The organism is Telluria sp. LT2P80, from assembly GCF_059685955.1.
Window position 1 is genome coordinate 1 of sequence record NZ_JCASIO010000019.1, and the last position, 13906, is coordinate 13906.

Here is a 13906-nt window from a genome sequence, read left to right on the forward strand (position 1 = left end):
GTACAAGTTATGCCTGATGACCATAGCAAGTCGGTCCCACCCCTTCCCATCCCGAACAGGACCGTGAAACGACTTTGCGCCGATGATAGTGCTGCAACCAGTGTGAAAGTAGGTTATTGTCAGGCTAGTTATATAGAAAAGCCCCATTCAGTGATCTGAGTGGGGCTTTTCGCTTTGGTTGTTGTATTTAGCTCGTTCAATATATGGCTACCCATCTGCACAAAAAAGCCCGCTGATTCACATCGGCGGGCTTTTTCGCATCCAGGCGAATCGGGCCTGCTTATGCACGATCCCGCAAGCCAATCAACCTGTCCAGCAATCCCTCTGCCGACGCCGCAATCCGATCCAGACTGGCTTCACGCAGTTGCGCAGTATCGACCACCTGCTCGCTGCGCGATCCCGCCCAGCGCAGTAACGCGCTGCAGGCATCCGGATGATCGAACAGGCCATGCAGATACGTCCCCATGATTTGGCCATCGGCCGACATCGCGCCTTCACCGCGCCCATCAATGGCAAACACAGGCCGCTTCATCGCCGCACCACTCGATACGCCCATATGGATTTCATACCCGCTGACGCGACCTGACGTATCGCCTGGCACGAATGCACACAGTCCCTCGACCCGCGTCAGCTGCTTGTCACGTGTGAGCTCGGTATCGATATCGAGCAGCCCCAGTCCATTCGACACACCTGGCGCACCTTCGACACCGTGCGGGTCACCAACTGTCTTGCCCAACATCTGGAATCCGCCGCACACGCCGATCACCTTGCCGCCGTAACGCAAGTGGCGCGCAATCTGCTCACGCCACCCATGGGTATCGAGCCAGGCCAGGTCGCCGCGCGTGTTCTTGCTGCCCGGGAGGATGATCAGGTCGGCGCCGGGAATTGCCTCGCCCTCGCGCACGAAACGCAGGTCGACATCCGGATGCGCTCGCAGCGCATCGAAATCGGTGTGATTGCTCATGCGCGGCAGACTTGGCACAACTACACGAAACGCGCCCTTGCTCGTTTGCGCCGCCTGCACGGCATCTTCGGCATCGAGGAACAGCCCGTGCAGATAGGGCAGCACTGCCAGCACCGGCTTGCCGGTCTGCGCTTCGAGCCAATCCAGCCCCGGTTCGAGTAGCTTTATGTCGCCGCGGAAGCGGTTGATGACAAACCCGATCACGCGGTCGCGCTCCGACTGCGACAGGCACGATAACGTGCCGACCAGGTGCGCGAACACGCCCCCGCGATCGATGTCGGCCACCAGGATCACCGGACAATCGACTGCTTCGGCGAAGCCCATATTCGCAATGTCGCGGTCGCGCAGATTGATTTCGGCCGGACTGCCGGCGCCTTCGACGATCACCGCCTCGTACTGCGCCAGCAGGCGCGCATGCGATTCGAGCACCGCGCCCATCGCGATCGGCTTGTACTGGTGGTAGTCGCGCGCATTCATCTCGGCGCGCACGCGGCCATGGATGATGATCTGGGCACCGGTGTCGCTCGATGGCTTGAGCAGCACCGGATTCATGTCGGTGTGAGGTTCGATGCCGGCGGCGATGGCCTGCAGCGCCTGGGCGCGGCCGATCTCGCCGCCATCGCGCGTTACGGCGCTATTGAGCGCCATGTTCTGTGGCTTGAACGGCGCGACCTTCACGCCGCGCTGCATCAACAGCCGGCACAGCGCCGCGACCACCGTCGTCTTGCCAGCGTCCGATGTCGTCCCTTGCACCATCAGGGTCCGGTAGGGGAATGTCGTCATTTTGGGCGCCGCTGGCGTGCCTGCTCCAGCGCCTCGCACATGGTGGCCGTACCCTGGATCATGCGTGGCCCCGCGCGGTTGAGCAAATGGCCGTCGAGTGTAAACAGATTATTGCGGCTCACGGCGGTCATGGTGCCGTAGCTTTTCCACAACTGCACGCCACCATAGTTCTTTTCGGCCGTGGCGATGATCACTTCGGGATTCTCCTGCAGCACGCTCTCGAGCGTGACCACGGGCGCCGTCACTGCCAGCTTGTCGAAGACATTCACGCCGCCGCACAGGTGCATCGCATCGGTCAGGATGTGTTTTCCGCTGAGCGTGTACAGCGGCTTGTCCCACACCTGGTAAAAGACGCGCACCGGCGCACGGCCTGCGTACTGCTTGCGCAGGCTGGCCAGCTGCGTGCGCAGCGCGGCCGCCGCCGTTTTGGCTGTCGCATCGGTCCCCATCAACTGGCCAAGCCGTTCGACGCTGTCGGGAATGGCGTCGAGCGTCTGCGCATCGCTCTGGAACACAGGGATGCCGAGCTGGCGCACCATCTCGATCTGCCTGTCAGAGCTGTTGTGGCGCCAGGCGACGATCAGGTCTGGCTTCAGCGAGATCAGGAGTTCCATGTCGATTTCGCGGTTCGACCCGATGCGCGGGATACGTTTGGCGGCTTCCGGAAAATCGCTGTAGTTGACGGCGCCCATGACGCGGCTGCCGCCACCGGCCGCGAACAGCAGCTCGGTCACGCTCGGCGCGAGCGAGATGATGCGTAGCGCCGGCTTGGCGACCGTGACGCTCTGGCCGCCATCGTCCTTGACCGTGATCGCGGCTTGCGCACAGGTGATCGACAGACATGCCATCAGGGCAGCCGTCAGCATCGTTGTTTTCATCGTTGGTTCCATTCATGAAGTGCTTGTTCAAAGCGGTGCCATTCAGGTTCGCCTGCCGGCAGGCCGACGCGCATACCGCGCCCGGCATCCCGGAACAACCGGCACCAGATGCCGCGCGCCGCCATGTGGGCGTGGAATGCTTCGGGGTGTATCTGCGGCCACCAGCGAAACAGCGCCGTGCCGGTAGTAGCGATGCCGTATTCCAGCAACAGGCGCGTCATCCGCTCGCCGGACTGGCGCAGATTGGCATGCGTGGCCTGCTGCCAGGCGCTATCGGTCAGGGCTGCCAGTGCGATTTCCTGCGCCGGACCGCTAATGGTCCATGGCCCCAGCAGGTCAGCCAGATCGCGCAGCAGGCTGTCGTGCGCGGCGACGAATCCCAGGCGCAGGCCCGCGAGGCCAAAGAATTTGCCGATCGAACGTAGCACGATGAGGCCGGGCTGCGAGGCGTGCATCGCCACGCTGAGCGCCGTCGCGGTGTCGCCAAAGGCTTCGTCGACGATCAGCCAGCCGCCGCGCGCCTGCAGGCGTGTGGCCCAGTCGAGCAGGCGTTCTGGCGCGATTGTCTCGCCGGTCGGGTTGTTCGGATTGACGACGACGACGACATCGCTGACGTCGACCGCCGCTTCCAGCTCGGCATACGCGACCTGCCGCAGCAGGTGGCCATGCTGGCCCCAGTGATGCGCATGCTCTGCGTACGATGGCGCCGACACAACGACGCGCGACGGTGCACGCAGACGGGGCAGCGCCTGGATCGCGGCCTGGGTGCCGGCCACCGGCAGCAACTGCGGCGCCTGGTAGTACGCGCTGGCTGCCGCCAGCAACGCCGGATCCGGCTCGGGCAAACGCAGCCAGGCACCTGGCGACGGCGCCGGCGCCGGATAGCCGTGCGGGTTGATCCCGGTCGACAGGTCGATCCAGTCGTCGCGCCCGTAATACCGCGCGGCGTCGCGCAGGTTGCCGCCATGTTCAAGCATGCGGCGCCCCGATCATGGTCAATACCGCCAGCAGGCAGACGACGCCGAGCCAGAGCAGCGTCGTGCGCAGCACCAGCTGCCAGGCGCGCTGGATGTCGCCGGCGCAGGCGGCCGGGCCGGCGCCCAGTGGCGGGCGTTGTTCGACCTCGCCATCGTAGACCGCCGCGCCGCCGAGCGATACGCCCAGTGCACCGGCGCCGCTGGCCATCACTGGCCCGGCATTCGGGCTGCTCCATGCCGGTGCCTGCGTGCGCCAGCAGTGCCAGGCGCGTGCACGCCCCGCGCCAGCCAGCAGCACATACGACAGCGCGGTCAGGCGCGCCGGCAGATAGTTCATCACGTCGTCGATGCGCGCTGCAGGGCGGCCGAACAGATTGAAACGCGTGCTGCGGTAACCCCACATCGCATCAAGCGTATTGGCCAGCCGGAACAGTACCGCCCCCGGTCCGCCCAGCAGGATGAACCAGAACAGCGTGCCGAACACGGCGTCGTTGCCGTTTTCAAGAAGCGACTCGGCGCTCGCCTTGGCCAGGTCGGACTCGCTGGCGTTGGCAGTGTCGCGGCTGACGATGCGGGCAGTCAGCGCGCGCGCCTGGGCCAGATCGCCACTGCGCAGCGCCTCGTAGATCGGGATCGTATGGTCGTGCAGGCTGCGCAGGCCGATGCACAGATACAGCAGCACCGCATGCAGCCACAGGCCGGCGCCATCGGTGAGCAGCACGAACAAGGCAGTCAATGGCAGCACTGCCAACGCCCAGGCGAGGCCGCCGCGCGGCAGGCGCAGGTTGCCGCGGTTCAGGCGCCGCTCGATGAAGTTCGCCAGATTGCCGAAGCCGACCAGCGGATGCCAGCGCCGCGTCTCGCCCAGCAACAGGTCGAGCACAACACCTGCTACCAGCAGCAGCGCCACCGTCGACAACGACAAGCCAGTCAGCACAGGGAACCCTTCAGAACAAGTGGCAGGCCGGCCGCCACCAGCACCGCGCGGTCCACGCGCGCCGCCACCGCCTGGTTCAGGCGCCCGGCTTCGTCGGCAAAGCTGCGCGAGATCGCGCCCCACGGCACGATGCCCATGCCGACTTCGTTCGACACAAAGACCACGTCGCCCGGCACGCCCGCGTCGAGCAGGTCCAGCAGGGCCGCGCGTTCTTCATGGAACCGGTCCGGCAGCGTCAATGCGCCGACCTCGGGATACTCCCGGCCATCGCAGAACATCAGGTTGCTGAGCCACAGCGTCAGGCAATCGACCAGCACCAGGCGGCCCGGCAGGCATTCGGCACGCAGCGTCTGCGCCAGCGCCAGTTCTTCCTCGACCGTGCGCCATTCGGGTGGCCGCTGCTCACGGTGCAGCGCAATGCGCGCCGCCATCTCGCCATCACCCGCGCGCGAGGTGGCGATATACACGACTTCCCGGCCCGACTCGCGCGCCAGCCGTTCGGCAAACGCGCTCTTGCCCGAGCGTGCGCCGCCAAAGACCAGCGTCGCGCTCATGGCGCACCGCCAAACAGTGCGGCAACCGCGCGCGGGTTGGACGGAAAGTACCCGTGGAAGTACGACGCGAACAGCGAGCCGACGCGGTACACCGCTTCACCCGGCGTCTGCGTGCGCTGCTTGACGGTATGTGCCTGCGGCGGGACGTCAGTGGCCAGCAGCGAATAGTGGAAGGTGTGACCACGCAGTTCGCCCTCCGGCGTGGCCAGCGCATGCATCCCGAGACCAGCCAGACGCTGTTGCATTGCCACTTCGCCCGGCAGGACGCCGGCCATCTCCCAGCGCCGGCCATCGCTGTCGGTCAAGCCATCGGCCAGGGCCATCATGCCGCCGCATTCGGCCACGATCGGCACGCCCCGCCCATGCGCTGCGCGGATCGAATCGCGCCAGCGCGTTGCGCCTTGCAGCGCCGCGCCATGCAGCTCGGGATAGCCCCCCGGCAGATACACGGCGTCGGCATGGTCCGGTACCGCGTCGTTCGACAGCGGTGTGAAGTACGTGATCTGCGCGCCCAGCGCCTTGAGCAGCTCGACGTTCGCCGGATACACGAACATGAACGACGGATCGTGCGCGATTGCGATCGTGCGGCCGGCAAGCGGCGTGTCGATCTGCTCCGGTTCACTATGTGCTGGTGCCATCACAGGCAGCGCATCCCACGCCGCCTCGTCGAACGCGATGCTGTCGGCCAGCGCGTCGAGGATGCGCTGCAGCTCTTCGACTTCACCCGGCAGCACCAGGCCCAGTTGCCGTTCGGGCAGGTGACGCTCCTGACGCGCCAGGGTGCCGATCAGGGGAATGTCGCGCAGCGACTCCTTGACCATTGCCGCGTGGCCGCTGCTGGCAACACGGTTGGCGATCACGCCCGCCATCTGTACCGGACCATAGTCACGCAAGCCTTGCGCCACGGCGCCGGCCGTCTGCGCCATCGCCGATGCATCCAGCACCGCAAGTACAGGGATGCCAAACGCGCGCGCCAGGTCGGCGCTCGATGGCGTGCCGTCGTACAGGCCCATCACGCCTTCGACGAGGATTGCGTCGGCCTCCGCGGCGGCGGCCTGCAGGCGCTGGCGGCAGGCTTCAGGGCCGACCATCCACAGATCCAGGTTGTGGACCGGCGTGCCGCACGCGCTCTCCAGCATCACCGGATCGACGAAGTCGGGACCGCATTTGAACACGCGCACGCACTTGCCCATGCGGATCAGGCGCCGTGCCAGCGCGGCCGTGACGGTAGTCTTGCCCTGGCCGGACGCCATTGCCGCCACCAGCACCACACGCGCGCCGGGATGCGCACTCATTACCACTCCGTCCCGGCCTGGGCGCCGATCCCCGCCTTGAACGCGTGCTTGACGACGTTCATCTCGGTGACGGTGTCGGCGACCGCCACCAGTTCGGGCGGCGCGCCGCGGCCCGTGATCACCACGTGCTGCATGGTCGGGCGGTCGAGCAGGTCGGCGATCACGGTGTGCACATCGACGTACCCGTATTTGAGTGCGATATTCAGTTCGTCCAGCACCACCATGCCGATGGTCGGATCGGACAGGAACTGCTTGGCCAGCGCCCACGCCTCGGTCGCTTTCTCGATGTCGCGCTCGCGGTTCTGGGTTTCCCAGGTATAGCCTTCGCCCATCGCATGGAAGCGCACTTCGTCCGGGAAGCGGCGCAGGAAGGTTTCTTCGCCGGTCGACAGCGCGCCCTTGATGAACTGGACCACGCCGACCTGCATGCCGTGGCCCAGCGCGCGCGCCACCATGCCGAACGCGCTCGAGCTCTTGCCCTTGCCGTTGCCGGTATTGACGATGATGATGCCGATTTCCTTGTCGGCCGACGCGATCTTTGCGTCGATGACGGCTTTCTTGCGTTCCATGCGCACGCGATGGCGTTCGTTCAGCGCAGCGGTTTGTTCGGGAGTCATGTCGTTCATGCGAAATCCTCTTGAGGGATGAAGATGCGGCGGCCGTGATGTTCGATCATCTCGATCGGGTGGCCGAGGTAGTCGCCCAGCAGCGCGCTCTGCATGGTCTGTTCGTTGGTGCCTGCATGCCAGCGGCCATCGCCCATCAGCAGCAGCACGTGGGTCGAGATGCGCGAAGCCAGGTTCAGGTCGTGGCCGATCATGACCACGGTCTTGTTCTGCTCGCGGCACAGGCGCGCAAGCAGGCCTGTCACGCTCACCTGATGCGCCAGGTCGAGCGCATTGGCTGGCTCGTCGAGCAGCAGCAGCGGGGTTTGTTGGGCAAGCAGGGCGGCAATCGCCACGCGCTGGCGCTCGCCGCCGGACAGCGTGCGCACGTCGCGCGACGCCAGGTCACTCACGTCCATCGACGCCAGGGCTTCCAGCGCAACCTGATGGTCGTCGCTGCCTTCCCAGTAGCGGTTGGCGTGGTACGGGTGGCGCGCAGAGAGCACGCTCTCGAGCACCGTGTAGGCAAAGGCGTCGTGGCGCGACTGGGCGAGAAAGGCGCGCTCGCGCGCCAGGTCGGTCAGCGGCCAGGCCGCGAGGGCGCGCCCGCCGATGTGGACGGCGCCGCCGTCGGGCTGGTGCAGGCCCGCCAGTGTGCGCAGCAAGGTGCTTTTGCCGGCGCCGTTGCGGCCGATGATGCTCCAGCATTCGCCGGGTTGCGCGGCCCAGTCAAGGCCCTGCACCAGGGTGCGGCCGGCGACGGAGAGGCGCAGATCTTGAGTGGCGATGACGGTCATTTGCGCATGCGGTGCAGTTGATACAGGAAGACCGGCGCACCGATCATCGCCGTGATGGCGCCGACCGGCAGCTGCTGCGGCGCGACGATCGTGCGTGCCAGCGTATCGCACAGCACGAGGAACGCGCCGCCGCTCAGGACGACGGCGGGAATCAGGACACGGTGGTCGGGGCCGAAGGCGAAGCGGCATGCGTGCGGCACGATCAGGCCGACGAACCCAATCGAACCCGCGCTGGTGACGGCGCTCGCCGTGAGCAGCGCCGACACGAAGAACAAGCCCTTGCGCAGCGCACTCACGCGCACGCCCAGAGTGACGGCGTTTTCGGCGTGCAGCGCAACCATATTCATGGCGCGCGCGCTGCGCATGGCAAACAGCAGCGCGCCGATCAGCACGAGCCACGGCGCCAGACGCAGCGGCGCGCCGGCCAGGTCACCGATCAGCCAGAAGATCATGCTGCGCAGGCGCCCCTCCGGCGCGATCGACAGCATGAGGGTGACGAGGGAGCCGCACAGGGCCGAGACGATCACGCCGGTCAGCAGCAGCATCGAGGCGCCGCCTTCGGCAGCCTGGCCGCTGCGCAGGTCGCGCCGCGCCAGCGCGTACAGCAGCAGGGAGACGCCGACGGCACCGACCAGTGCGGCCGCATCGACCATCAGTGTGGACGCCATGAGCAGCAAGGCGAGGAGGGCACCAACCGATGCGCCGGACGAGACGCCCAGCACATACGGGTCAGCGAGGGGATTGCGTAACAGCGCCTGCATCATCAGGCCGGCCAGGGCGAGGGCGCCGCCAGTGGCAAAGGCCACCAGCGCGCGGCTGGCGCGCAGGTCGAGCAGGGATGCGGACAGGGATTCGGGTTGGCCACTTGCCAATTGGCGCAGGGCGTCGGGGATGTCGCTGAGCGGCACGCGGATGGAACCGGTCATGCCCGAGAACAGCAGGGTAGCGATGGCCAGGACCAGCATGGCGCCGATGATGAGCGTGGCGCGTTGGCGTAATGACGGGACGGGTGCTTGCATGCGGGCCCTGATAGTTGATCGATGCCCGCGGCGCGTGCGCCGCGGGCGAAAAATGCCAGCTTAACGGATGCCGTAGCGCAGCGACGCGAACCAGGTGCGGCCACTGGTGCCGTAGTTGCGCGCCACTTCGTAGTTCTTGTCCGCGACGTTGTTCACGCGCAGCAGCAGGGACCACTCGGGCGTGAACTGGTACGTGGTGTACAGGTTCAGCAAACCGTAGCCAGCCAGGCGGTTGGTATTCGGCGCATTGTCGAAACGGTCGCCCGACACGGTCAGCTCGGCGCCGCTCTTTAACTGGCCCAGCACGTAATCGGCCGCGAAGTTGGCGTGCTTCTTCGCACGGCGCGCCAGCTGGCGGCCGGTGGTGTCATCGCGCGGATCCTGCCAATCGAGGCTGGCGCGCAGGTTCACGTCCATCAGGCGCGTGCTGCCGGCCAGCGAGAAGCCTTCGAGCGTTGCTTCGTTGACGTTGTAGGCGCAGCTGCGGTTGATGCCGTCCGGGCATGGCGTGGCCGAGACAATCATGTCGGTCAGGCGATTGTGGAAGTACGTGGCATCGAGGGTGTAGCCGTTGCCGTCGTAGCGCAGGCCCACTTCGCGATTGCGGCCTTTTTCCGGCTTGTTCGTCGCCAGGCCGTAGCCCGGGAAGTACAGTTCGTTGAAGGTCGGGGCGCGGAAGCTCGTGCCGATGCTGGCAGTGGCGCGCAGGCCGTTGCCGAACTCGTAGCCGTAGCCGGCGGCGCCGGTGTTCTGGCTGCCGTAGACCGAGCGGTCCTGGCGCGCGCTGACGTCGAACAGGTGATTGGCGCGCTTGGCCGAGTAGGCTGCTGCATACGAATTGGTGATGCGTGTCTGGCGCATCGACGAGACTTCTTCCTTGCGGTGGTTGAATAGCAGCTGCAGCGTGTCCTGGCCGATCGCGACATTGTTCTGCCACGAGAATTCGTTCTGCTCGGTGTCGATCTGGCTGGCGCCGCTGGCCGTGGCGTTGCTGAAGTTGCCCGACTTGTCTTCCGAACGCGCGTACTGCACGGTGCTGCGCCAGTTTGGCAAAATCTGGTTGGTCATGTAGACGGCGGCGGTATTGATGTCCGAGTCGCTGTGCACATCGTAGCTGCCGGAACCACTGGCATCGTACTGGCTGTACGTGCGGCTGGCCAGGAACTGGGCGCCGATCTCGTGGCCCGGCGCGAGCGCCATCGACACACGGCCGTTGGCATTGCGGCGGCGGTAGCCGTCTTCGTCGGCGTTGTAGCCTGACGCACCGGGCCGTGTGGACGAGAAGCCATCCGACTCTTCGTAGCCGGCGCCGAAGGCATAGTTGATGGCATTCGGGCCACCGCTGCTGCCGAAGATGCCTGCATCGCCCTGCAGCGTCGCATTGCTGCCGGCACCCACCGAAGCGGTGACGACAGGTGCGCCTTCGCCCTTGCGGGTGAAGATCTGGATCACGCCGCCGATGGCGTCGGCGCCGTACAGCGTGCTCAGTGGCCCGTAGACGATTTCAATGCGGTCGATGGCGCCCAGCGGGATGGCATTCCAGCTGGCGGTGCCGGTGGTGGACGAGCCGATGCGCACGCCGTCGAGCAGCACGACGATCTGGTTGGCGTTTGCGCCGCGCACATAGACGCTGGTCGTGGTGCCGGCCGGGCCGTTGCGGGCGATCTCGATGCCGCGCTGGCGCTGCAGGATGTCGGCCACCGAGCCGGCGCCCGAGCGCGCGATCTCTTCGGCGTTGATGACGGTGGTGTCGGCGATCAGGTCGGCAGCGAGTTGCGGCGTGCGGGTCGCGGTGACGACGACGGTGTCAGCGACTTCGGCGATGGCGGTGGACGAGATGAGGGCGAGTGCGAGCGACACGGCGGCCGCTTGCCGGCTTACTGGAAAATTCATGAGTGGTTCTTATCAAAGGCATCCCGCCGACGTCCCCGTGGGCTGGATTCAAAGGATCGCGCTGTGCGCGTATCCACCTTTTGGCCGGTATCCGGGCTGACAAGTATGGCCGTCCGACCTTCCCATGCTTTTAAAGCACAGTGGTATGAGGGGGCGGTTTGCCGCAGGACCCGATGAGAGGCTGCAGCACTTGCTTACCGTTGCGGGGGCAGCACGCGTTGGCCCTGTGAAGAGCTTCGTGTTTCCCGTTTAACTGCACCTGCGAACGCAGGTGCGAGCACCAAAACGCGCTCATTATAAGGTGGTTGCCCCGGGCATTGTCATATTTCCAGCACCATGACTTCGCCGTAGCCGATCTGGTGTGGTGTCGATGCCGCACGCAGCGCAGCATCCTCCAATGTTCCGCCGCTGGACATGGCGTGCAGCAGGCGCATGGTACCGGCGTGGCAGATGACGACTGCCTCGGCGTGCCCTGCGCGCTGGATGTCGGCCCGAAACGCGTCCACGCGCATGGCCACCTGCAGGACGTTCTCGCCGCCGCCGGGGCGGTAGTGAAGCAGGTCGGCGTTCCAGGCATCGATCTCGTCCCGGGTGATGTCGTCCCACTGGCGCAGCTCCCAGGCGCCAAAGTCCATCTCGGCCAGGCGCGCGTCGAACGTGGGCGCGGTTGACAGCTGCTGCGCCAGCACGGCGCTGCGTTGCAGGGGACTGGTGTAGACCGGCAAGGCTCCGGGAATGCCTTGATTGGTCAGCGCCGCCAGGACGCGTTCGCTGTCGGCTGCCTGTGCTGGCAGGTCGGTGCGGCCGTAGCAGTACCCGGCCGGCACGTCCGGTTTCGGGTGGCGCACGAGATACAGGCGCATCAGACCAGCGCGCCGCGGCCGAGTGTGGCCAGCACCGCGATATAGATCGCGACTTCGGCCAACTGCTGCACGGCGCCGAGACAGTCGCCCGTATAGCCCTGCAGCCGGCGCGTGAATTTATGGGCCAGCCAGCGCGTGGCCAGCAAGGCCGCAAACAGTGCTGCGCCAATCGCGGCCAGGTCGAGCAGGCCGACGGCGAGAAGCACGATCGCTGGCACCAGCACCGTAAGCGTCGCGATCCCGAATTCGGCGCTGCTCATGCGCACGGCCAGCGGCTTGGCCTTGCCTTCGGCGCGGGCGTAGTCCATCTGCCAGATCAGGGACGTGGCGGCCAGGCGCGAGAGCGGGTGCGCCACCAGCAGGGCGCCGACGGCAGTCAAGGGTGGCAGCGTGGCGAGTGCGGCCAGCTTCGCGCCCAGCATGCACACGATGCCGATCGCGCCGTAAGCGCCGACGCGCGAATCCTTCATGATCTCGAGCGTGCGTTCTTTTGTCATGCCGCCGCCCAGACCATCGCAGGTGTCGGCGAAACCGTCTTCGTGGAAGGCGCCGGTGAGGTAAATGGTCGCGGCGGTGGAGAGTACGGCGGCCACTGGCGCTGGCAGCCAGTGCGCGGCGATGAAGTAGACGACCGCGCCGATGGCGCCCACCACGACGCCCACCAGCGGGAAGTAGCGCGACGCGTGATTGAGCCATGCCGGCTCGAAGCCGACCCAGCGCGGAATCGGGATCCGCGTAAAAAACTGCAGCGCAATGAAGAACAGGCGCAGTTGATGGATCATCCCGCGTGCTCGCCCAGTTGTGCCGAGACCTGGGCCGATGCGAAGGTCGCCATCTCGCCCAGGAAGTTGGCGGCTGCGTGCAGCAGGGGTAGAGCAAGGGCGCTGCCGGTGCCTTCGCCCAGGCGCAGACCCAGGTCGAGCAGCGGCCGTGCCCCGAGCTGCTCGAGCAGCAGGGCGTGGCCATGCTCGCCCGAACAGTGCGCGAACACGCAGTAGTCGAGGATCGCTGGTTGCAGGCGCGCAGCGACCAGCAGCGCGCTGGTGACGATGAAGCCGTCGATCAGCAGCACCTTGCGCAGCGTGGCTGCCTGCAGCATGGCGCCGGCCATCATCGCGATCTCGAAGCCGCCGAAGGTGGCCAGGACGTCGAGCGGTTCGTGCACGCTGGCGTGATGCGCGACGGCGGCAGCAACCACATGCTCTTTATGGCGGATGCCGTCAGGCGTCAGGCCAGTGCCGGCGCCGACGCAGGCAGCAGCGGGCTGCCCGGTCAGCTTGTGCATCAGGGCTGCCGCAGAAGTCGTGTTCCCGATACCCATCTCGCCGAAGCCCACGACATTGCCGGACAGGTCGCGCGCCAGGGCCATGCCGTGTTCGAGGGCGGTAGCGCAGTCCTGCGCCGACATCGCCGGTGCGATGGCGAAGTTGTTCGTGCCGTTGGCGACTTTCCGGTCGAGCAGACCATCGCGCACGCCGAAGTCGTGGTTCACGCCGGCGTCGATCACGCGCAGCGCGCAGCCATTCTGGCGCGCGAACACATTGATGGCCGCACCGTTGGCGAGGAAGTTTTCGACCATCTGCCAGGTGACGTCTTGTGGGTAGGCAGAGATACCTTCGGCGACGACGCCATGGTCGGCCGCAAAGACGAGGATGGCAGGCTGGTCGATCGTTACCCGGGTTGTCTGCTGAATCAGGCCCAACTGGGTGGCAAGATCCTCCAGACGGCCCAGGCTGCCTAGCGGCTTGGTCTTGTTATTGATTGCGGCGGCCAGGGATTGGGACAACGCCGCATGGGCGATCGGGGCAATAACAGGAATATGCATGAGTAATGAAAAGGTCGCTATGGGCGGCGGCCACGATATCACAAGAGAAAGCATTGCAAGACCATCCTGGCTTTGTTATAGTCTCGCTCCTCGACGCAGACGCCGCCTCAAACGCAGCGACAGCGAAGAAAAAGAAGGAAAGAAGGGGTTGACGAAAAATGAGAAACACTTCATAATCTCGCCTCTCTGCTGCTAACGAACACAACGCTTCGTAGCAAACGGCAGAAGCAGCACCGAATAAAGTTCTTTAAAAATTAACAGTCGATAAGTGTGGGCGTTTGATGAAGGTGCCAAAGACCTCGGTCTTTGATTACTTAAATTATCAAATGTTCACAAAAAAGAAATACGTTGCTCAGCAATGAGTAACGGTCAGTATTTTGAGTGAGCGACCCCTGCCGTAAGGTAGGGTGGCAGAAATGCCAACAAACAGAGATTGAACTGAAGAGTTTGATCCTGGCTCAGATTGAACGCTGGCGGCATGCTTTACACATGCAAGTCGAACGGCAGCGCGGGGCA

14 protein-coding genes, 2 rRNA genes and 1 riboswitch are annotated in these 13906 nt (G+C 65.4%); of the genes, 3 read left to right on the forward strand and 13 right to left on the reverse strand.

The window, feature by feature from the left end:
- Positions 1 to 12 precede the first annotated feature (12 nt).
- Positions 13 to 125 (forward strand): 5S ribosomal RNA (gene rrf / locus AC56LW_RS23690).
- Positions 126 to 280: 155 nt separating this feature from the next.
- Here rrf and AC56LW_RS23695 read toward each other — a convergent pair.
- The 13 genes from AC56LW_RS23695 to cobT all read right to left on the reverse strand — a co-directional run bounded on the left by AC56LW_RS23695 (position 281) and on the right by cobT (position 13390).
- A complete protein-coding gene (locus AC56LW_RS23695; RefSeq protein WP_499638269.1) occupies positions 281 to 1747 on the reverse strand; it encodes a cobyric acid synthase in 1467 nt (488 codons plus the stop codon).
- A complete protein-coding gene (locus AC56LW_RS23700) occupies positions 1744 to 2625 on the reverse strand; it encodes a cobalamin-binding protein (RefSeq protein WP_499638272.1) in 882 nt (293 codons plus the stop codon). Before AC56LW_RS23700 ends, AC56LW_RS23695 begins: the two co-directional genes overlap by 4 nt.
- Entirely contained in the window at positions 2622 to 3602 is a 981-nt protein-coding gene (gene cobD / locus AC56LW_RS23705; protein ID WP_499638274.1) for a threonine-phosphate decarboxylase CobD, read from the reverse strand. Before cobD ends, AC56LW_RS23700 begins: the two co-directional genes overlap by 4 nt.
- On the reverse strand, positions 3595 to 4539 hold the full coding sequence (gene cbiB / locus AC56LW_RS23710) for an adenosylcobinamide-phosphate synthase CbiB (protein ID WP_499638277.1): 945 nt from the start codon (positions 4537 to 4539) through the stop codon (positions 3595 to 3597). Before cbiB ends, cobD begins: the two co-directional genes overlap by 8 nt.
- Positions 4533 to 5093 (reverse strand): bifunctional adenosylcobinamide kinase/adenosylcobinamide-phosphate guanylyltransferase, encoded by a 561-nt coding sequence (gene cobU / locus AC56LW_RS23715; RefSeq protein WP_499638280.1) that lies wholly within the window; start codon positions 5091 to 5093, stop codon positions 4533 to 4535. The genes cbiB and cobU overlap by 7 nt, the downstream gene beginning before the upstream one ends.
- Positions 5090 to 6388, reverse strand: a complete 1299-nt coding sequence (locus AC56LW_RS23720; RefSeq protein WP_499638283.1) for a cobyrinic acid a,c-diamide synthase CobB — start codon at positions 6386 to 6388, stop codon at positions 5090 to 5092. The genes cobU and AC56LW_RS23720 overlap by 4 nt, the downstream gene beginning before the upstream one ends.
- A complete protein-coding gene (cobO, locus tag AC56LW_RS23725) occupies positions 6388 to 7014 on the reverse strand; it encodes a cob(I)yrinic acid a,c-diamide adenosyltransferase (protein ID WP_499583684.1) in 627 nt (208 codons plus the stop codon). Before cobO ends, AC56LW_RS23720 begins: the two co-directional genes overlap by 1 nt.
- Entirely contained in the window at positions 7011 to 7790 is a 780-nt protein-coding gene (locus AC56LW_RS23730; protein WP_499638285.1) for an ABC transporter ATP-binding protein, read from the reverse strand. The genes cobO and AC56LW_RS23730 overlap by 4 nt, the downstream gene beginning before the upstream one ends.
- Positions 7787 to 8809: a FecCD family ABC transporter permease gene (locus AC56LW_RS23735; RefSeq protein ID WP_499638288.1), complete on the reverse strand. Its 1023-nt coding sequence runs from the start codon at positions 8807 to 8809 to the stop codon at positions 7787 to 7789. The genes AC56LW_RS23730 and AC56LW_RS23735 overlap by 4 nt, the downstream gene beginning before the upstream one ends.
- Before the next feature lie 60 nt (positions 8810 to 8869).
- Entirely contained in the window at positions 8870 to 10702 is a 1833-nt protein-coding gene (locus tag AC56LW_RS23740; RefSeq protein WP_499638291.1) for a TonB-dependent receptor domain-containing protein, read from the reverse strand.
- A 65-nt stretch (positions 10703 to 10767) separates the two neighbouring features.
- Positions 10768 to 11002, reverse strand: a riboswitch (cobalamin riboswitch).
- A gap of 20 nt (positions 11003 to 11022) precedes the next feature.
- On the reverse strand, positions 11023 to 11565 hold the full coding sequence (locus tag AC56LW_RS23745; protein ID WP_332533776.1) for a histidine phosphatase family protein: 543 nt from the start codon (positions 11563 to 11565) through the stop codon (positions 11023 to 11025).
- Positions 11565 to 12347 carry an adenosylcobinamide-GDP ribazoletransferase gene (locus tag AC56LW_RS23750; RefSeq protein ID WP_499638294.1) on the reverse strand — a complete coding sequence of 261 codons (783 nt, stop codon included), beginning with the start codon at positions 12345 to 12347 and terminating at the stop codon, positions 11565 to 11567. The genes AC56LW_RS23745 and AC56LW_RS23750 overlap by 1 nt, the downstream gene beginning before the upstream one ends.
- A complete protein-coding gene (gene cobT, locus AC56LW_RS23755) occupies positions 12344 to 13390 on the reverse strand; it encodes a nicotinate-nucleotide--dimethylbenzimidazole phosphoribosyltransferase (protein ID WP_332533778.1) in 1047 nt (348 codons plus the stop codon). The genes AC56LW_RS23750 and cobT overlap by 4 nt, the downstream gene beginning before the upstream one ends.
- Between cobT and AC56LW_RS23760 the strand changes: the two genes are divergently transcribed.
- Positions 13389 to 13586, forward strand: coding sequence for a hypothetical protein (locus tag AC56LW_RS23760; RefSeq protein ID WP_499638297.1), 198 nt, complete (start codon positions 13389 to 13391; stop codon positions 13584 to 13586). The genes cobT and AC56LW_RS23760 overlap by 2 nt on opposite strands.
- 239 nt (positions 13587 to 13825) lie before the next feature.
- Positions 13826 to 13906 (forward strand): 16S ribosomal RNA (locus AC56LW_RS23765); the annotation flags it as partial.